Genomic DNA, 19,793 nt, shown 5'->3' with positions numbered 1-19,793 from the left:
TAGAATTTTGAAATTGAATCTGCAAGAAATTCCAAGGGTTAAAACGATTACCAAAGAAGATTTTATAAAAAACTACTTCAAGCCACAAAAACCTGTGGTGATAGAACGTTTTATTGAAGATTGGCCTGCATATACCAAATGGAGTTTAGATTATATGAAAGAAATTGCGGGCGATAAAGAAGTGCCACTTTATGACGATAGACCTGTAGATTATAAAGATGGTTTCAACGAACCACATGCCAAAATGAAAATGGCAGAATATGTTGATTTGCTGAAACGCGAGCCGACAAAATATCGTATCTTTCTTTGGAATATTCTTAAAGAAATTCCTTCGCTTCAAGATGACTTTTCATATCCTAACTTTGGATTAAAATTGATGAAGTCCTTACCAATGTTGTTCTTTGGAGGAACAAATTCTCATACCTTCATGCATTATGATATAGATTTAGCAAACATCTTTCATTTTCACTTTGAAGGAAAAAAACAGTGCATTCTATTTGATCAAAAACAAAATAAATTTTTATATAAAATACCACATTCTCTAATTGTTCGTGAAGATATTGACTTCTCCAATCCTGACTTTGAAAAATGGCCAGCACTACAAAAAGCAAAAGGATACATCACAGAATTAGAACACGGAAATATCCTATACATGCCAGAAGGATATTGGCATTACATGAAATACCTAACACCAGGTTTTTCTATGAGTTTACGTGCTATTGCTAGAAATCCTAAAAACTTTGGGAAAGCGGTTTATAATTTATTCATCATGAGGCATTATGACAACCTCATGCGAAGAATGAAAGGTCAAAAATGGATTGACTGGAAAAATGAACAAGCCATTTCTAGAACTCATAAAAAAAATAAGATTGTCTAAAAAACAAGCGCTTAATTAAACGCTTGTTTTCTATATACTTTTTTTCTTGAACCATCGTCGAAAAGAACAACGAGAACTTCATTAAACGTATTCTTTGATACTTCCTGTCCTAGTAAATTAAATACCTTTACTACTTTGCGATGTCTATTGCTTATTTCAAATTCATCTACGGATAAAGTACTGGGTTGTTTTGTAGAAACAATTGCGCCATAGTCACCGTTGGTAATACTCGGCAAATCAAAAGAACTTTCTACTTGTGTGTCAATATTATATTTCAATACTACAGTGTCAGATAATCCATAAATATCTTTAGTTTCCGAATTAAATGATAAACTTTCAACAGAATCAAAACCTAATAACGAAGATGTATAGTCGTATGAATTCATAGTATTTCCTGTAGTTGTATTTAATTCTACCAAAGAAAAAATATAGTTAGCAGCATCTGCATAATTTCTTCTTGTTACAAACAATCTATTATCAGCAATTACAATACTTTTATAATCAGTATTTGAGGTAGTAGGTAAGTTAAAAGAACTTTCAGTTTGTGTATTGATATTATATTTTACAATTAAATTTTCAGCTATTCCGTAAATTTCTCCTGTAGTAGGGTTGTAAGCTAGGCTTTCTATAGATTCAGTACCGAGAGAAGTATTCGTGAAATTATATGTATTTATAGCACTTCCAGTAGTTGTATTCAGTTCAACAAGAGAATGAATATAATTATTCGGATCAGAATAGTCTCTGGCAGAGACAAATAACCTATTTTCAGCAATCACAATACTTTGGTAATCTCCAGAAGATAAAGTAGGTAACGTAAATGAGCTTTCAGTATTATTACTCACATCATAGACTAAAACTAAACCTTCAGAAATACCATAAATTTCATCTAAATCACTATTGTATGTTAAGCTTTCAACGCCGTTAAAGCCAGGGAAAGTTGCTGTATAGTCATACGTGTTTAGAATCATATTTCCATTATTATCTAATTCTAACATAGAATGTACATAATTATTAGGATCAGAAAAATCTCTTCTAGAAGCATAAAAATCTTGAGAGAAAAGATTGTAAACAGTCGATAATAAGATAATTGAAAGGGTAATTTTTCTTTTCATGTTTTAATAAATTAATCAGTTTTTGTAAAAAAGGAAACAAAATTAATTATTTTACTCAAAAATGAGAGCATGATGTCTTAAGAAAAACTGGAATATTTTTTTATAACTTTATGCTTACAGTACAAGTTCATTAATCTTTTCGTACACCAAATGTGCTTCCCAACCTCTATAAAATAAATAATCTGCAATTTTCTTTTTCCGTTTAAACGGATTTGTCTCTCTCACAACAGTGTTGCGTTTTCTAGCGAGTTCATCAAGTGTATTTAAGTAATCACTCTCTTCAATCTCTTTCAGTGCAATATCAATATTATATTTAGAAATATTTCTAAGTTTTAATTCTCGAGTAATACGAATACGCCCCCATTTTTTAATTCTAAATTTACCTCTGGCAAAACTTTTTGCGAAACGTTCTTCATTCAAAAAATTCTCTTGAATCAAATCTGTAATAATTACATCAATAGCTGCTGGAATCATGTTCATCTTTTGTAGTTTTTCCACCACTTCCTTGTGGCAACGATCTTGATATGCACAAAATTGTTGCAACTTTATTTTGGCTTCTATAAGTGAATAAGATTCGTTTTTCATAGTAGTTTACAAAAGAATAACTATTTATTTACAGAAACAAGTTTTTCAACTTTTGAAAATTAGCCGATAATCTAGTATATTAGTAAAGTTTTAAAATGCAGTTGAATGAAAAAAAAAATAACCCTAGTTTTCTTTTTTCTAATGTGTCTTATTGGACAAGCTCAAATACTTACGTTTGACTTCAATGGACTAGCAGGAAATGAAGCTTCAGCAGGATCAAACTCAAATGATACTAATTTATCTACCTCAACCATCACAAGAGGTAGCGGACTTACGGCAAGTAACAACGCAAACAGATTTAATGCAACTTCTTGGGCAACTACTAGCATAGCAAATGCTGTTTCGGGAAATGATTACATGGAGTTTACGATTACGCCAAATAGTGGTTTTCAATTTAATGTAACCACTATGGTATTCAATGTGCAACGTTCAGGAACAGGGCTCAGAGGAATTGCTTTGCGAAGTTCAGTAGATAGCTACGCAGCAAATATCGATGCAGAAATGGCTATTGCCGATAATACAAGTGTACAATCAGTCACATTTACCGTAAGTCAAACAGGGAATACGTCTGCGGTCACATATCGAATTTATGGTTGGGCGGAAGCTACAGGAGGCTCTGGAGGGTTTGAAGGTTCTGGTGATGATATTGTGGTTAATGGAACGGTAACTTCTACATGTACAGATGCAGTAGATACTGCAAATATTCAGTCGCCAACATCTTCTCCACAAAATATAACAGAAGGTGATACGTTCAATGTCACTGCGCAAGCTTTTGAAGCTGGTGTTACAGAAGCAGCAGGAGCAGGAGCAGGAATAGAAGCTTGGATTGGATATAATACGGTTGATAATGATCCTAGTACAGCTGGTTGGACTTGGGTTGCAGCGACATTTAATGCGCAATCTGGAAATAATGACGAATTTATTGCGGAAATAGGTTCAAGTCTAGCTGTAGGAACATATTATTATGCATCTCGTTTTAGACTCAATAGTTGTAATTTTACGTATGGTGGTACTGGTGGAAATTGGAGTAATGATTCTGTGCAATTAAATGTAAATACGCCGCCAACAGCAGATGTTGTAATTACAGAAATTATGTATAACACTCCAGGTACAGATGATGAATGGATAGAAATTTGTAACAATTCAGGAAGTGCTCAAAGTTTAAGTCTTTACACGCTAGATGCTAACGGTTCTACTTTATATACTTTTTCAGGTGGACAAACCATTGCTGATGGAACATGTATCACTATCGGAGTAGGAAGCAATGGAGATGGAACTTTTAATCCTGATTGTGTTTTTGTTCCAGATTTCGGACTTAATGGAGGTATAAATAACACAAATAACTTAGCAAATAGTACAAGAACAGTTACGTTATTTGCAGCTGACGGAACTACTGTAGCAGATGTAGTAACTTACGATAGTGGCGATGGAGCCAATGGAAATGGAAGTTCACTTCATGTAATTGATGCTTCTATGGATAACTCTGATACTGGAACTAACTGGCAAGAAGTAGATCCAGGAGGTTCACCAGGAACAAACTCTTTAGTTTCTCCATGTGCAAGTACAGAAGTGGAATTTGTAGCAACTACGTCAACAATTGCTGAAGATGGTATTACCATCGATGTTTGTGTTGCAATTACAAATCCTAGCGGATCTACGGCGACAACTGTAGAAGTTGCTCTCGATGGAGCAAGTACAGCAACCAACGGAACCGATTATGATGATGGAGCTGGAACACCAGCAGCAATCTCGTTTCCAGTTACACTAACATTTCCTGCAGGATCATCTGCAAATCAATGTGTTTCTATTTTTATCTCTAATGATGACGCTGTAGTAGAACCTAGTGAAACGGTTATCTTAAACTTACAAAATGTTTCTGGAGGAACAACACCTTCCATTGGAACAAATACAACGCATACCTTAACAATTACTGACAATGATGCAGCAGCAGCAAGTGATATCATGATTACACAATATTATGAAGGTGCTGTTACAAATAAATGGATTGAAGTAAAAAATATAAGTGGATCTGTAATTCCTGCAAATACCTATTATATTGTTGTATTAAACAATGCAGATGCAGACAATCCAGCTTCCGCAGATCCTTCAATGGGAGCTTCGCCATCATTTAATAACAATGTATTAATATCTACAGATATGGCTGCTGGAGAAGTTCGTCGCTATAAACATGATACGGCTGTATTACCAGCATATGCTTCACCTGGAGAAGTTGGATATGATGGTAATCCTACATTCGAATTTCCCGCGGGAGCAAGTTTATTTAGTGGAGACGATTTGATAATTCTAACGACAAGTGTCGATAGTAATTCGTGGGCAAATAGAGTAGATGTTATTGGAGATGGAACTACTTGGGGTGATCGAAGATGTTTTGTAAGAAACTCTTGTGTGTCTTCGGGACCATCTACAACTTTTGATATTAATGATTGGGTAGAATTTACAGATGCAGAAGTAGAAAATCCAGTATCAGGAACCAATCCGTACTTAGGAGAACATGAAGAAGTTGTCACTACTTGGAATGGAACGGTTTGGAGTAATGGAATGCCAGATAGGTCAAGATTAGTTGCTGTTTCAGCAAATTATGATGTTGGAGTTAGTGGCGATTTGGTTGCGTGTTCATTAACAGTTAACAGTGGAATTACCGTTACAATTCCGGCAGGAACATATATAGATGTTGAAAACGATTTAACCGTAAATGATACAGGAATTATTAACGTAGAGCATGAAGGATCGCTTATTATGGTAGATGATGCTGGAATAGTTACCTTAAATGGAACAGGAGTTATTAATGTTGAAAAAACAACCACTTCTTTTGAGCAATATGATTACACATACTGGTCTTCACCTATTACAAATGCTACGTTTGGGACAGCATTAGGAACTTGGCGTTTGGATAGAACATTTAGCTATGTAGCTGCAAATTTTGAAGATTTAGATAATGATGAGTTTGATGACAATGATGATGTTTGGACGCATATTTTATCAGGAGATACAATGGCTGCAGGAACAGGTTATGCTGTTATGGGACCAACAACAGGAAGCTTTCCGCGAACGGAAAATGTTACTTTTAGCGGAGCAGTGAACAATGGAGTTATTACTTCTCCGATAAGTTTAAGTGCAGATGCAACTGATGCAGATGATGATTGGAACTTTGTTGGAAATCCGTACCCATCGGCAATTAGTGCTGACGATTTTGTTACGCTTAATACAAATATTACAGGAACGCTATATTTCTGGACACATGTAGACGATGTTTCTATTTCTAATCCTGGACCAGATCTTTTCAATTATAGTACAGATGACTATGCTATGTACAATGCTACAGGTGGTGTAGGGACAAGTTCTGTAAGTGGAAGTACTACGCCAACAGGTTTTATAGCATCTGGACAAGGATTTTTCCTAGAAGCAATAACGGCTGGAACTGTAACTTTCAATAACAGCATGCGAAGTAACGCATATAGTAATAATAATTTTTACAGACCTAGTGGCGATGCGGCATATACAACTCGATCTTCTGGAGAGCGAGATCGAATTTGGTTGAATCTTACTAATCCTGATGGAGCATTTAGTCAATTATTAATTGGTTTCTTTGATGATGCAACACTGCAAAAAGACAGATTATATGATGGTATCCGACTGAATGGTTCAAACTATTTACGATTTTATTCAAAAGATGATACGCACCAATACGGAATTCAAGGACGTCCTACATTTTCACAAACAGACATTATTCCGTTAGGTTATGACGCCAATATTTTAGGAGATGTTACCATTAGTATTCATGAAATGGACGGAATTTTAAATACAACAGATGTGTATTTAAAAGATTTACAATTAGACATCGTACACGATTTAAAACAATCAGATTATACTTTTACAACCGCAGATGGTGTTTTTCCAGATAGGTTTCAATTGCAATTTATAAACGATGCCTTGAGTGTTGAAGACTTTGTTAGCGAAAATGATTTGGCAATCTACCTAAATAATAGTAAAGAAATAGAGATTCAACAGCGTAAACAAATGGTTATCAATAGTGTGAAAGTCTATTCTATGTTAGGGCAACAAATTGCAGTGACTACAGAATCAAATCAGAAAATTTCTCTACGTGAGCAAACTTCTGGTGTATATTTAGTTGTTGTGGATACAGAAAAAGGATCGTTAACGAAGAAAATAATACGTTAAGATTACTCTTGTTTTTCTGGAACTTGATGATCAAAACTTAAAACACGTCTTAGTTTCCATTGTGCATTTTCAATAATCCACACATGAACAAACTTTGCTGTATTTGTTTTGCGCGCTTTTTCGCCTTCATTTTGCTGGTAAAAATAATGTGTTCCTTTTTGGATGGCTCCATATAAGTTTTGACTATTATTTTTGTACAAAGGAAATACTTCTAAACTGTTTTCATCTAAAGTTCGCCATGTCTTAAAAGGTAATTCTTGAAGACTTTGTATATTATTTACAAACTGCTGTTTTGTAGTTGTAATTCCATGCTCATCATGATAAAATTCAAAATTATCACTTGTAAGTAATGCTACTTGCGTTGTGTCTATTTTATTAAAACCTACCTGAAAAAGAAGACTGTCTTTCGCTTTCAACATATTAAAAATAAGCTGATCCTTCTCGGATAGAATTTCTTTTGGAGTATTTTCTTTTTCAGTCTTTTCAGTTGATTTTGAAGTGTCACATCCAATAATACATAAAAGCATTACTGAACCTATGAGTATATTTTTTATGTTCATATTGAAGTTTTATAATAATTATTTCAAAGATAATTCCAAAAAATGATAACCAGTCCCATTACTTAATTTTTCTCCCTGAATGACTTCTATAGGTTTGTTAAACAAAGGACAATCTAGTACAACCGTATGGAATTCGCCATTTTCACCGCAAACATCAACACCTTTTGCATCGAGCAAATCAATTGTTTCATGGTTGATGATTCTGCCTAAAAAATCTTGCCCTAAATAATCATTACAAGAAACGATCATGGCAACAATTCCAGCATCAATCATTTCGGTAACTAAAGTGCGACGATCTTGCTGCCAAAGCGGTAAATTACAATTGATATGTGCGGCATTACAGACTTTTTCTTCCCATTCGCGATGCGATTCAATGTCAATATCGCCAAAAACTGCATCCGTCAATTCATATTGATTTGAAAGCGTTTTAAGCTTATTAATAAACTTTTCTGTGTAATCGTTCCAAGTTGCTGAGATAAGGTGAATGGAAGCTCCTAAAGCAGTTGCTTGCGCATGTAGTAATGCTTTTGAAAGTCCGTGCGAACGACTAATTTCACCATTTTCATTCAAAGCATTCAACAAAACAGTTGGTTTGTGCTTCATTTGCATTAATGCATAGCAAGAATCTTTTCCGCCAGACCAAGAACAAAGTAGTTTCATACGCTATTTTTATCAAAAAATCATGTAAAAATAGGAAGTAGAATATTTAGAATGTAAAACAAATCATGATATTTTTTAAAAACGTTTCGAATCTAAGAAAAAGGATAATACGTTTCATCTACCGAAATGCCAATTGTGTGATCTAAATTCAACGCTTCATGAATGATAATCTCGTCGCCAGAATTTAGTTTTTGATAGAGATCCTCTGAAACCGAAATCACCTTGTATGTTGTTTTAATAGCTCGTTTTTGACTTTTTGCTCCATTTCTAGAAATGGTTGTAAAAAGCTTATCAGTTATTTGTGTTGTGATTAGTTTTTTTCTTCCCTTGTCTACGGATTTTTTATAATTTAAATGAAAGCGAATCAGTTTATAAAGTTGATATATCAGTATAATAGGTAGTGGAAAAAGAAATACTAAAAGTCCGCCTAAACCATTTAACAACAAACCTACAACAGGAAATGCTAAAAATGCAATTACAATGAGTCTAGAACGTAATTTTTGAGAATAAAAGCTCTTCAGTAGGTCTTTGTCTCTTTGCGTTAATGGAGCTTTTCTAATTTTTGAATTTGGATATGTTGCTCGTGTATAGTTTTCAATTTGTTTATGTTCGGAAATTGCTTCTTCAAGTATTTCGTAGTGTAATGTAGTATTTGACTTAGGAGCAATTTCAAAGTAAATATGATCACCAACACTTACATAATTATACATGTTGAAATCTATATTATGTTCTGTTCCTGCTACGGTGATGTAATACTCTCGTTTGGTACTTGTTTTTCTTCTGCCTGTTCTTCTCGCTCCAGCTCCAGAACTATGTGAAGTAGTTTGGCGTATATTAAGCCTTTTATCTTCTATAATACCATCAAAGCAGTTTTTAACGCCTCCTTTTATATCTCGGATGAAAGTCCAAGTTATATATCCAATAATTCCGGCAAAGAACAACCCGAAAACACTAAATATGATCATGGGAACGTATCCAAAACCACCTTCATTTTTTGTGAAATCTTTAATAACAAAAGTAAAAATCAGAATGAAAATAGTGATGGCAACTAATGTAACTAGTATAACAGGTATTATCTGTCTTCGTAGCTTCTTTTTATCTTTTTGTGTTAACGGTTTCTGCATGCTCTTTTTTTTCTACTTAAAAATAAGCCTTCTACGTATAAAAGACAATACGAAGAGTTGCGTATTTATATGGCTATGAAAAATAAATATCCAATGCTTTAATTAAGCTATGTACGTTGAGGTTTGGATAGAAACCAGCACTATTGATACAGTTAATTTCTACAATTTTCCAGCCATAATTTGTGAGACAAATATCCATGACGAATGCTTCTGCGACTTCGTAAATTTGAATCATTTTTTTAGCAAAATCAATTCCTTCAGAGGAAACTTCTGCTTCAAACACTACATCGCCATTAAATTTATAATAAACAGCAGCAACTATTTGTCCGCCAACAATCCATAAACGCGCTTCTTTATATATTTCTTTCGGAATTGATGCTTGTATAAGTGACTCTCCATGTAGTAAAGGTGTTCTTGGATTTTCGAGTGAATTCGCAACAAAATCTGTCCATTTAGTTTCTGTAAATACTTTTCCTGTAAAGATTTTAGCGTCTTTGTAAGGTTTAATGAACTTTTGTTCGTTTGGTTTCCACTGGATAGTATCTTCAAATTTGAAAACTTCTACATCGTAATTTAGTAAGTTGTCTTTATAATATGCAGAGTAGATTTTATATTGATGATTTCCGCCGTAAAACGAACCTGGATTCCAGTGTGTATTTGCTTTAGCGAGTCGCGCCAATTTTACAGAACCATACACAAAAACATCAGAACGATCAGCTTTTACGGTAATTTCTTGCGTTTCTGAATTCAGTTCAATTTTTTCATAGGCAATATTTAAATCGTGAAATGCATCAAAAATACGATCGTGATCCGGATCGGAATAAATATTAGATTGAACTAAAAAAAGCATGTGTTTTCGTGATTAATTTATCATTTAGTGCTAAAGATATGTTTTTAAGAGCAACTAATTGATTTTTTTCAGCTCTACACGTCTGTTTTTTGCACGTCCAGAAGCAGTTTTGTTATCGCCAATAGGTTTTGTTTCTCCAAATCCTTTGTGTTGTAGTTGAGTTTTAGAAACTTTATATTTTTCTATGAGTAAACTGGCAACAGCAGCTGCGCGTTGCTCAGATAAAGTTTTGTTGTATGTATCATTTCCTTGTGAATCTGTATGTCCTTCAATCTGAATTTTCACAGATGTATCTGAATTCAACATTTTGGCAATTTCTTCAATAAGCGCATATGACTCTGATTTTATCACACTTTTATCGGTATCAAAGTAAATTCCGTATAAGGTTATTTTTCCTTTCGTATCTAAGGTTTTCTTTAAAAATGTTTCGTCTAATGAATTTGTCACTTCAAAAGGAACAGCATCTAATAATTGCGGACCAGTTTCAGCATAAAACATTCTAAACTTATATTTGCCTTTCGTTGTCGGTGCTTTAAAAGTTAAGGAGCCTTTCGTTATAGGTTTTAAATAAAAATACTCTAAATAGCCGCTATACGTATCTTCTTTTGCGTCTGCTTTATACATGCCTATCCAAGCAGATTTTTGTAATTTTTCATGACCAGTATAATGTACGGTAATTTCTTCCTCAGCTTTATATGCCTTTTTATTTGTGCTAAAACCAATTCCTGGTAAGTCAGGACTTCCTACTCTAAAAGGAAGTTCGTGTATAAGTGCACCTGGATCTGCAGAATAATAACGAAGTGTATAATCATCAGGCGTACTTGGTGCTGTAAAACTTATTGTGTTTTCTCTAACATCATTTATATATTCATAAGATACATAAGTAATGCTGCTTTTAGGTGTATCTTTTTTAAAAATTCCAATCCAAGCATGTTTGTCCAAATCAAAATTTGTTTTTATATGCACTTTAAAAGGACTGGAAGGATTAATTTCTTGTGTTACAATTGTAATATCAAATTCATGTGTTTGTGTAGGTAGTACGGTAAATTTCATTTTCTTGATCACCTTTCCTGGATCATTATCGTGAAATCGTAATTCATAATCACCCGCAATAATAGGAGCTTTTAACTTAATCACTTTGCCTTCTTCATTTCCAATATATTCATACGTTTCATAAGTAGTGCCTGCATCAAGTTTAAAAATTCCAATCCAAGCATTTGTGTTTAGCGAAGCATTTCCATATGCTTTGACTTGAAAATTATATCCTTGTCTAATTTCTTTGGTAAGAATCTCCATAGAAGGGCTTTGTCTGGCATGCAAAGTAGTTGTAGCTATTAATAAGATTCCAAAAAGAAAGAAAATACGAGAAAAGTGCAGTTTCATATTTGTTTATAGTGTTAAGTAATAGGTTGTATATTTCGATATATCACAAAGATATTGATCGCTTTCAATGTATTGGTAGCCATAAGTCCTAATTGTTACACAGAAAAACAATAAAAAAATGATGGTTTTGTTAGTTGCTAATTTTGTGTAAATATAAATTTGAAATGATCAGTAAGCCAATTAATACTAAGTTGATCACTGTAATCACTATTGGATCTTTGTGTGCTACATGTGCAACAATTGCTGTGATAAAAAACAAAGCAACACCGCTATATGCCCATTCTTTATATTGAATTGAAATTTGTGGAGTAAGTAGTATAATGACGGCAATAATTTTTAAGACAGCTAATTGTATCCTAAAATGATCTGGAAAACCTAAAGATTTTACACCTTCAATAGTGGCTTTGTTAAAGATGTATGTGTAAGCACTCCAAAGTAGAAATAAAGAGATAATTCCTGTTGTTATCCAATATATATTTTTCATCATTCATAATTTTTAAAGCATTATAAAGTATGAAATATACATTGAAATTATAACAAAAACGACCAATTTTGGTCGTTTCTGATTACGTAGCTACATAATTTCCTGGTGTAAAAAGAAATACTTTCATTAGTCGATTCCATGAATTAATTTGAGTGATGGTAAGTGTGAGGATGCAAATTTCTTCTTTAGAAAAGAACTTTAATAACGGATTGTATATTTCGTCAGGAAAAGGAGTTCTTTTAAGTTTTGTTAGTGCATCCGCAAAGGCTAAGACAGCGCGTTCTTTTTCAGAAAAATAAGGTGTTTCTTCCCAAACACACACGGAAGAAAGTCTCAATTCTGTTTCTCCAGCTTTTTTCAATTCTTTGTAATGCATATCTACACAATAAGCACAACCGTTTTTTTGAGAAACACGCAATCGGATAAGTTCTAAAAGTTGTTTGTCTAAATCAGAATTTTTAATAAAATCTTCTAGTTTTTGTAAATGTTGAAACATTCCTGTTGGAATATCTCCGTATGAAATTCGTTCCATTTTGTATGATTTAATGTTGATACAAAGCTAGTTTGGAACACTTCTAAAACTCCTTAAGATATCTTAAGAAAGGAGAAGAATCATCTATTTTTTCGAATTTCGCTTAGATATTCTGGTGTAATATCTAAATAAGAAGCAATCATGTATTGTGGAACACGCTGTGCGAAATCAGGAATCGTATCAACAAGGCTATAATAACGTTCTTTACTATGTTGTTTCATATAAACCTCATCTTTCCGTTGAATAGCTATGAGCGTTTTTTCTGTGATGATTCGAAAAGCACGTTCCAATTTTGGAACTTTACGATACAGAAATTCTAAATCATCTTTGGAAATAGATAAAACGGTTGTTGTTTCTAATGTTTGGATGGCATTTTGAGAAGGAATTTCATTTATAAAACTATCTAAATTTGTAATCCACCAATTTTCAATTCCAAACAAACTGATCCTTTCATTTCCGTCACTATCAGTCCTAAAATAACGAACCAAACCTTCAATAATAAAGTAACGATGTTTGCAAATTTGATCTTGTTGAAGTAAGAATTCTTTCTTTTGAAAAGTCTTCGTCGAAAGCGAATTAAAAATAAGCTCGATTTCTTCGGTACTAAAATCTGCGTAACGGTTTAAATAGTTTGTTAATTGTGATTTCATAGATTGAAATTATGCAATAAAATCTTTAATAATAGTTGCTAAAACCTGTATATCTACTTTTTCAATCGGATGTTTTACATCGTCAATAATTTGTAAAGTTCCATTCGGTAATTGCGTAGCGGCATTTTCAGATTCTTCAACACTAACCATAGTGTCTAATGCGCCAATTCCAATCAACGTTTTATGATTAATTTGTTGTAAATCTTGGTTTGTCAATCTTTTTCCGCTGGCTAAGGCTAACATCATTTCGGCCGTTTTTTTCATCACTTCTTTCCAATCATTTGGTTGGTGCAATTCGTGAAGTCGCTTGGCAAAAGCAGGCACTTTTTCTTCAATTTTCTCAGGATTCAGCATGCGAACTTCTTGTTGTGCAGCTTCAATTGTCCAATTGAATTTTGTGCCAAGAGTTACAATGATATCAACTAGTTCAGGATGTTTTTTAGCCAAAGTCAATGCAACATATCCGCCCATACTATAACCAAAAATGTGTGTTCTTTCTAACTGTAAAGTTTGAAGCTTTTCTGTAACATTATCAGCAAATCGTTCCATAGTAAACTCATAGTTGGAAGCACGTCCGCCGTGACCTTCAAAATTGAGAGTGTGTACATTAAAATCTTTAGAAAGTAATTCTTGCAATGGTTTTAGTTGTACTTCGCTTCCCAAAGCGCCATGAAGTAGGAGTAGGTTGGTGTGTTTCATACTATAAAGATAGTTCTTAGTATTGAAATATGAGCATTGATGTTTTTTGAAATGTCATTAAGAAGGAATATGACGAAGTAATCTGCTCCTTAGTAGTAATAGTTTTGCTTTGAAGTAAACAAAAAAAGCGACCAAAACTGGTCGCTTTTTGTTATTTATAAACTTCATCGTTTTTATCTTTAAAACGATATTCTAGATACGTGTAAGCATCTCTTGGTAATATTTTTACCCATTTTTTATGATTTAAAAACCATTTAAAACGGATGGATGGAAATCCTTTTGTGAGATACGCCGCAATAAAAGGATGCGTGTTTAACGTAACTCCGTTAAAGCCATCTTTGGCTAAAATTCTTTCTAGATCAGTCGTAATTTTGTCAACGAGAACTATTGGAGCTTCTACTTCGCTTCCGTTACCATTAGGGTTTTTCTCGCGGGTTTTTATGTTTACTTCTGGTCGTACTCTTTGTCGCGTAATTTGTACCAAACCAAATTTACTTGGAGGTAATATTTTGTGTTTCGCTCTATCATCTTTCATTTCTGTCTTCAAATGATCAAATAAAGTTCTTCGGTGTTCTGCATTGGTCATATCGATAAAGTCGATTACGATGATACCTCCCATATCACGTAATCGTAGTTGCCTAGCAATTTCTTTTGCGGCAATTAGGTTGACTTCTAATGCAGTGTCCTCTTGTGTTTTGGCTTTGTTAGAACGATTCCCGCTATTTACATCAATAACATGTAATGCTTCGGTATGTTCTATTACTAAATAAGCGCCTTTACTCATGGAAACCGTTTTTCCAAAAGAGGTTTTAATTTGTCGTTCTACTCCATATTTTTCAAAAAGTGGAACTTTAGATTGGTACAATTTAACTATGGACTCTTTTTTTGGTGCAATTTTTTGCACGTATTCTTTAATCTCATAATAAAGATCTTCATCATCTACTTGTATTCCTGTGAATGACTCGTTAAAAATGTCTCTCAAAATAGAAGACGCTTTGTTCATTTCACTTAGTACTTTCGATGGATGTTCAGCTTTATACAATTTTTTGCACATCGTTGACCATTTTGTCAACAAATTTTGCAAGTCTTTGTCCAATTCAGCTACTTTTTTGCCTTCAGCTACTGTACGTACAATAACGCCAAAACCTTTAGGTTTGATACTTAGTACCAAACGTTTTAATCGGTCTTTTTCATCCTTACTCTCTATTTTTTGAGATATAGATACACGTTCCGAAAAGGGAACAAGTACAATATATCGTCCAGCAATAGAAAGTTCAGAACTAATTCTAGGACCTTTGGTTGAAATTGGCTCTTTCACAATTTGTACTAATATAGATTGATTGGCTTTTACGGCATCCATGATGCTCCCATTCTTGTCTATATTTGGTTCAAACGGAAAGTTTTTTAATGTATAATCTTTTAATTTACCTGTGCTTACACGTTTTATAAATTTTAGTAAGGAAGGAAGTTGCGGTCCTAAATCATGGTAATGTAAAAAGGCGTCTTTTTCGTAGCCTACATTTACAAAAGCTGCATTTAGTCCAGAAACGGGTTTTCTTATTTTGGCAAGAAATACGTCTCCAACTGCAAAATCATTATTGTCTTCTTCCTTATGTAATTCTATAAGTTTTCCATCCTTTAGCAAGGCAAAATCAACTTCAGAGGAATTGGATCTAATAATTAATTCTTTATTCACTCTGATTTAATTTTTATCCATACATAAATGTACAGATGGATTAAACAATTTTCACAGGTATTGTTTTTACCCAATAAATATACATACGCTCACGCAAGCACAAGACAGTAGTGCTTACTTGGGTATGCAATTTTTTTTCAAAGAACGTTTTGTTTTATATTTTACTATAAAACAAAGAAGTAGTTTATTATAAACTACTTCTTCTTGTGACGATTAGCTCTTCTTCTCTTCTTACGCTTATGCGTAGCCACCTTGTGTCTTTTTCTTTTTTTACCACTTGGCATAATGCTCTATGTTTTTAATTAATAAATTATTCGTTTAATTACTTTACTTTAACGTTGTCTTTCACTCCTTCAACAAAGATTTTTGCAGGCTTAAATGCTGGAATGTTGTGTGCAGGAATTTTGATTGTAGTGTTTTTTGAGATGTTTCTTCCTGTTTTCTCCGCTCTAGTTTTGATGATAAAACTACCAAAACCTCTTAAGTAAACATTGTCTCCACTCTCTAGTGAGTTCTTCACTTCTTCCATAAAAGTTTCTACAGTTGCCTGTACATCACCTTTTTCCATTCCTAATTTCTCTGAAATCTTTGCTACGATGTCCGCTTTCGTCATTTTAATATATTTTGTTTATTCGTTATAAAATTAAGGGATGCAAATATATAATTAATTAGATAATATTTATATTCTAATTGATTAAAATTTAACGATATAAAGATTTATTTTTGCGTATTATTTTGTTTTGATGAAGTTTTCTAAAGAAATTATACATTGGTATTTCCAAAATAAGCGCGATTTGCCTTGGCGAAAAACCAAAGATCCATACCGTATTTGGCTGTCTGAAATCATGTTGCAACAAACACGTGTGGCGCAGGGACTTCCTTATTATGAGAAGTTTACGGAAGCATTTCCAACAGTGTATGATTTGGCAAAAGCAGAAGAGTCGCAGGTGCTAAAACTTTGGCAAGGACTCGGCTATTATTCGCGCGCTCGCAATCTACATTACACCGCAAAAGACATTGTAGAAAATTATAATGGAGAGTTTCCAGGTACTTATAAAGATCTTTTGAAGCTAAAAGGTGTGGGAGATTATACCGCAAGTGCCATTGCTTCTATCTGTTTTGATGAAGTTGCGCCTGTAGTTGATGGAAATGTATACCGAGTTTTGTCGCGTTATTTTGATGTGGATACACCTATTAATAGTACGGAAGGCATAAAAAAGTTTAAAGAATTGGCTTTTGAAGTGGTAGATCATGATGATCCAGCAAATTTTAATCAGGCAATTATGGAGTTTGGCGCTGTACAATGCAAACCACAAAGTCCTTATTGTATTATATGTCCTTTGAATGAAAGTTGTGAAGGATTAAAAAATCAACGTGTGAGTATGTTGCCTGTAAAGCTGAAGAAAACAAAGGTTAAAAATCGTTGGTTTAATTATCTCGTTGTTATTGCAAATGAAGCAGAGACGTTTCTGGAGGAACGAAAGGGAAAGGGAATTTGGCAAGGATTGTATCAATTTCCTTTGTTAGAAACAAAAGCGTCCATCGATACTATTGACGAATATCAATCTGAAATAGAAGAAATTATAAAAACCAAAAACTTTTCTATCACACAATTCAACAAAAAAGAAAAAATACATAAACTATCGCACCAACACTTACATACTACATTTTGGATTGTAGAAACGACTGATAGTTTAAAAAACGGAATACCTTTGCAGGAAATTCGAAAATATCCAGTACCCATTTTGATTGGAAACTTCATTGAAGAATTCAATTTTTAATGGTTTTTTTATTACATTTGATTATACACATAAATTATAGAAGATGAGCGGAACACTAAATAAAGTAATGTTGATAGGGCACTTAGGCGATGAAGTAAAAATGCATTACTTTGAAGGTGGTGGTTGTATTGGACGTTTTCCAATAGCAACCAATGATTCCTACACAAATAAACAAACCGGCGAACGCGTTGTAAATACAGATTGGCACAATATTGTAGTGCGAAATAAAGCTGCTGAAATCTGTGAAAAATACCTAAGCAAAGGCGATAAAGTATACGTAGAAGGTCGTTTGAAAAATAGACAATGGCAAGGAGAAGACGGAAATACACGTTACTCGACAGAAATTCAAGTAACAGATTTTACGTTTTTATCAACCAAACAAGAATCGCAATCTAATGCAGCAGCGTCAAATACTACTGCGCATACAACGACGAATCATCAAGCTGCGCAACCAGCACAGCCAGTTCAACAACCACAGCAGCAAGCACCACAAGTTTCGCAGGTTGAGGAAGACGATGATCTACCATTTTAATCGAAGTTTAATTAATTATTGCCATTTTGGATCCAGAACCCAGTATACTACTCTTAGCATTATCCATTAGCGGACTTAATATTTTTAAGATTGTTTTTTTTGGTATTTTATTGTTCTGTTCTGCCTTAATTTCTGGCGCAGAAGTAGCTTTCTTTTCATTGTCGCAAACGGAAGTAAACGAAGCAGAATCGTCTGGTTCTGCACGCATGCGATTGGTGGCTAAATTGCTTCGAAATCCTAAGAAGTTATTAGCGACTATTTTGGTGGCAAATAACTTTATTAATATTACAACGGTTTTATTATTCGCTTCTTTGAGCGATCTTTTCTTTGCAGGAATCACAACTCCATGGATTCGTCTGGCAATTGAGGTTGGTGTAGTAACCTTTTTGATTTTACTTTTTGGTGAAATTTTACCTAAAGTATACGCCAGTAGAAATAAACATAAGTTTTCAGCGATGATGTCGTATCCGCTGAATTTTTTGCATGCTATTTTTACTCCAATCAGTTTGCCAATGAGTTTTGTATCTGGTTTGATTCAAAAGAAATTTGGAAAACAACGTTCAAACCTTTCGGTAGATCAGTTGTCACAGGCTTTAGAATTAACTTCTGAAGATGAAACAACCAAAGAAGAACAGAAAATTTTAGAAGGAATTGTATCATTTGGAAATACAGATACTAAGCAAGTAATGCAACCAAGAATGGATGTGTTTGCTTTAAAAGAAGACATGTCTTTTAGTAATGTACTGAGCGAGATTACCAAAAAAGGGTATTCGCGAATTCCTGTGTATAAAGATAGTTTGGATGAAATTTCGGGAATTTTATATGTAAAGGATTTAATTCCGCATATAGATAGAAAAAGTTTTGAATGGACAACGCTTTTGCGTGATGCATATTTTGTTCCTGAGAATAAAAAGTTAGACGATTTATTGCGAGAATTCCAAGAAAAGAAAATTCATTTGGCTATTGTAGTCGATGAATATGGAGGAACATCAGGTTTGGTATCGCTTGAAGATGTAATTGAAGAAATAGTAGGAGATATTAGTGATGAATTTGATGATGAAGATGTACATTATTCCAAAATAGATGATAAAAACTATGTCTTTGAAGGGAAAACTAATCTAAAAGATTTTTACAAGATTGTCGGTATTGAAGATAATACAGCGTTTGAGTCGCAAAAAGGAGAATCGGAAACCATTGCAGGTTTTGTGTTGGAAATATTTAGAGGTTTTCCAAAGGTGAAAGACAAAATAAATTTTGGTAATTATACGTTTACTGTGGAAGTAATTGACAATAAACGATTGAAACAAGTAAAAGTAACACTCAAAGAATGAAGATTATAAATTACGCAAGTATCATTTTACTATTTAGTATCTTTTTAATTTCGTGCGATGGTGAAGTGTTGCCAAAACCAAAAGGGTTTTTACGATTGGAATATCCTACAGCAAATTACGCTAAGATGCAGTCAAGTTGTCCGTATTCGTTTGAAAAAAATCAACTTGCAGTTATTGATCCAAAACAAAATTGTTGGATGAATCTAGAGTACCCAGCTTTAAATGGAACACTTCATTTGTCATATATAGCTGTTGATGGAAATATTGAAAAATTGATAGAAGATGTTCAGAAATTAACTTACGAACATGCTGTAAAAGCAGATAATATTGATCCTACTGTTTATGAAAATGCCGAACAAGGTGTGTATGGAATGGTATACGAAGTAGAAGGAAATGCTGCTTCTCAGGCACAATTTTACGTAACTGATAGTACCAAGCATTTCTTGACAGGTTCGCTGTATTTCAATGCCAAACCTAACTACGATTCTATTTACCCTGCGGTGAATTATATTAAAAAAGATATTCGTGTATTAATTGAATCTTTGAAGTGGAGTAATTAGATGTTTAGACTTGCTTTGCTCTTAGATTTAGATAGTTAATATTTTATCGTTTCTGTGTGTCACATCGAGTGCAGTCGAGATGTATAGGGAATTCAATATTTCATTGGTACATTTTCAAATTGCCGAATTGTTACATTAAAAAAAATCCCCAATCATCACAATTGAGGATTCTTCTAC

At 33.6% G+C, this 19,793-nt stretch carries 19 protein-coding genes; 6 read left to right on the top strand and 13 right to left on the bottom strand.

Annotation, left to right across the window (positions count from 1 at the left end; all coding sequences use genetic code 11):
• The first annotated feature begins 7 nt into the window (after window positions 1–7).
• A complete protein-coding gene (locus ACOQOS_RS12395) occupies window positions 8–877 on the top strand; it encodes a cupin-like domain-containing protein (RefSeq protein WP_420570777.1) in 870 nt (289 codons plus the stop codon).
• Between the two features lie 11 nt (window positions 878–888).
• Here the strand turns inward: ACOQOS_RS12395 and ACOQOS_RS12390 are convergent, their stop codons facing one another.
• Complete coding sequence (locus ACOQOS_RS12390) at window positions 889–1,989, bottom strand: hypothetical protein (RefSeq protein WP_420570776.1); 1,101 nt, start codon at window positions 1,987–1,989, stop codon at window positions 889–891.
• A 114-nt stretch (window positions 1,990–2,103) separates the two neighbouring features.
• On the bottom strand, window positions 2,104–2,574 hold the full coding sequence (locus ACOQOS_RS12385; protein WP_420570775.1) for a regulatory protein RecX: 471 nt from the start codon (window positions 2,572–2,574) through the stop codon (window positions 2,104–2,106).
• 105 nt (window positions 2,575–2,679) lie between these two features.
• Here ACOQOS_RS12385 and ACOQOS_RS12380 point away from each other — a divergent pair, with 105 nt between their 5' ends.
• Window positions 2,680–6,774, top strand: a complete 4,095-nt coding sequence (locus ACOQOS_RS12380; RefSeq protein WP_420570774.1) for a lamin tail domain-containing protein — start codon at window positions 2,680–2,682, stop codon at window positions 6,772–6,774.
• A 2-nt stretch (window positions 6,775–6,776) separates the two neighbouring features.
• Here ACOQOS_RS12380 and ACOQOS_RS12375 read toward each other — a convergent pair whose 3' ends face one another.
• The 11 genes from ACOQOS_RS12375 to ACOQOS_RS12325 form a co-directional block, all read right to left on the bottom strand.
• Entirely contained in the window at window positions 6,777–7,334 is a 558-nt protein-coding gene (locus ACOQOS_RS12375; RefSeq protein WP_420570773.1) for a nuclear transport factor 2 family protein, read from the bottom strand.
• Window positions 7,335–7,352: 18 nt separating this feature from the next.
• A complete protein-coding gene (locus tag ACOQOS_RS12370) occupies window positions 7,353–7,994 on the bottom strand; it encodes a diphthine--ammonia ligase (RefSeq protein ID WP_420570772.1) in 642 nt (213 codons plus the stop codon).
• Window positions 7,995–8,086: 92 nt separating this feature from the next.
• Window positions 8,087–9,118 carry a hypothetical protein gene (locus tag ACOQOS_RS12365; protein WP_420570771.1) on the bottom strand — a complete coding sequence of 344 codons (1,032 nt, stop codon included), beginning with the start codon at window positions 9,116–9,118 and terminating at the stop codon, window positions 8,087–8,089.
• 73 nt (window positions 9,119–9,191) lie between these two features.
• A complete protein-coding gene (locus tag ACOQOS_RS12360; RefSeq protein ID WP_420570770.1) occupies window positions 9,192–9,968 on the bottom strand; it encodes an ATP-grasp domain-containing protein in 777 nt (258 codons plus the stop codon).
• A gap of 54 nt (window positions 9,969–10,022) precedes the next feature.
• The gene (locus ACOQOS_RS12355) at window positions 10,023–11,351 is read right to left on the bottom strand and encodes an OmpA family protein (protein WP_420570769.1); all 1,329 of its coding nucleotides are present in this window, start codon (window positions 11,349–11,351) and stop codon (window positions 10,023–10,025) included.
• Window positions 11,352–11,481: 130 nt separating this feature from the next.
• Complete coding sequence (locus ACOQOS_RS12350; protein ID WP_420570768.1) at window positions 11,482–11,838, bottom strand: DoxX family protein; 357 nt, start codon at window positions 11,836–11,838, stop codon at window positions 11,482–11,484.
• Between the two features lie 79 nt (window positions 11,839–11,917).
• Window positions 11,918–12,367 (bottom strand): carboxymuconolactone decarboxylase family protein, encoded by a 450-nt coding sequence (locus ACOQOS_RS12345; protein WP_420570767.1) that lies wholly within the window; start codon window positions 12,365–12,367, stop codon window positions 11,918–11,920.
• An 80-nt stretch (window positions 12,368–12,447) separates the two neighbouring features.
• Complete coding sequence (locus ACOQOS_RS12340) at window positions 12,448–13,017, bottom strand: Crp/Fnr family transcriptional regulator (protein WP_420570766.1); 570 nt, start codon at window positions 13,015–13,017, stop codon at window positions 12,448–12,450.
• Between the two features lie 9 nt (window positions 13,018–13,026).
• Entirely contained in the window at window positions 13,027–13,716 is a 690-nt protein-coding gene (locus tag ACOQOS_RS12335; protein ID WP_420570765.1) for an alpha/beta fold hydrolase, read from the bottom strand.
• Window positions 13,717–13,867: 151 nt separating this feature from the next.
• Window positions 13,868–15,412, bottom strand: a complete 1,545-nt coding sequence (locus ACOQOS_RS12330; protein ID WP_420570764.1) for an Rne/Rng family ribonuclease — start codon at window positions 15,410–15,412, stop codon at window positions 13,868–13,870.
• Window positions 15,413–15,734: 322 nt separating this feature from the next.
• Complete coding sequence (locus ACOQOS_RS12325; protein WP_420570763.1) at window positions 15,735–16,025, bottom strand: HU family DNA-binding protein; 291 nt, start codon at window positions 16,023–16,025, stop codon at window positions 15,735–15,737.
• 130 nt (window positions 16,026–16,155) lie between these two features.
• On the opposite strand from ACOQOS_RS12325, the gene mutY reads away from it, so the two are divergent.
• From mutY to gldD, 4 genes are read left to right on the top strand one after another with little or no spacing between them, the layout of a single operon-like run.
• Window positions 16,156–17,193 carry an A/G-specific adenine glycosylase gene (gene mutY / locus ACOQOS_RS12320; RefSeq protein WP_420570762.1) on the top strand — a complete coding sequence of 346 codons (1,038 nt, stop codon included), beginning with the start codon at window positions 16,156–16,158 and terminating at the stop codon, window positions 17,191–17,193.
• Window positions 17,194–17,236: 43 nt separating this feature from the next.
• Window positions 17,237–17,725, top strand: a complete 489-nt coding sequence (locus ACOQOS_RS12315; RefSeq protein WP_420570761.1) for a single-stranded DNA-binding protein — start codon at window positions 17,237–17,239, stop codon at window positions 17,723–17,725.
• Window positions 17,726–17,751: 26 nt separating this feature from the next.
• A complete protein-coding gene (locus ACOQOS_RS12310) occupies window positions 17,752–19,056 on the top strand; it encodes a gliding motility-associated protein GldE (RefSeq protein WP_420570760.1) in 1,305 nt (434 codons plus the stop codon).
• A complete protein-coding gene (gene gldD, locus ACOQOS_RS12305; protein ID WP_420570759.1) occupies window positions 19,053–19,616 on the top strand; it encodes a gliding motility lipoprotein GldD in 564 nt (187 codons plus the stop codon). The genes ACOQOS_RS12310 and gldD overlap by 4 nt, the downstream gene beginning before the upstream one ends.
• Window positions 19,617–19,793 lie beyond the last annotated feature (177 nt).

Source organism: Kordia sp., assembly GCF_965224175.1.
Classification (GTDB): domain Bacteria; phylum Bacteroidota; class Bacteroidia; order Flavobacteriales; family Flavobacteriaceae; genus Kordia.
This window is presented reverse-complemented; position numbering and strand designations above follow the sequence as displayed.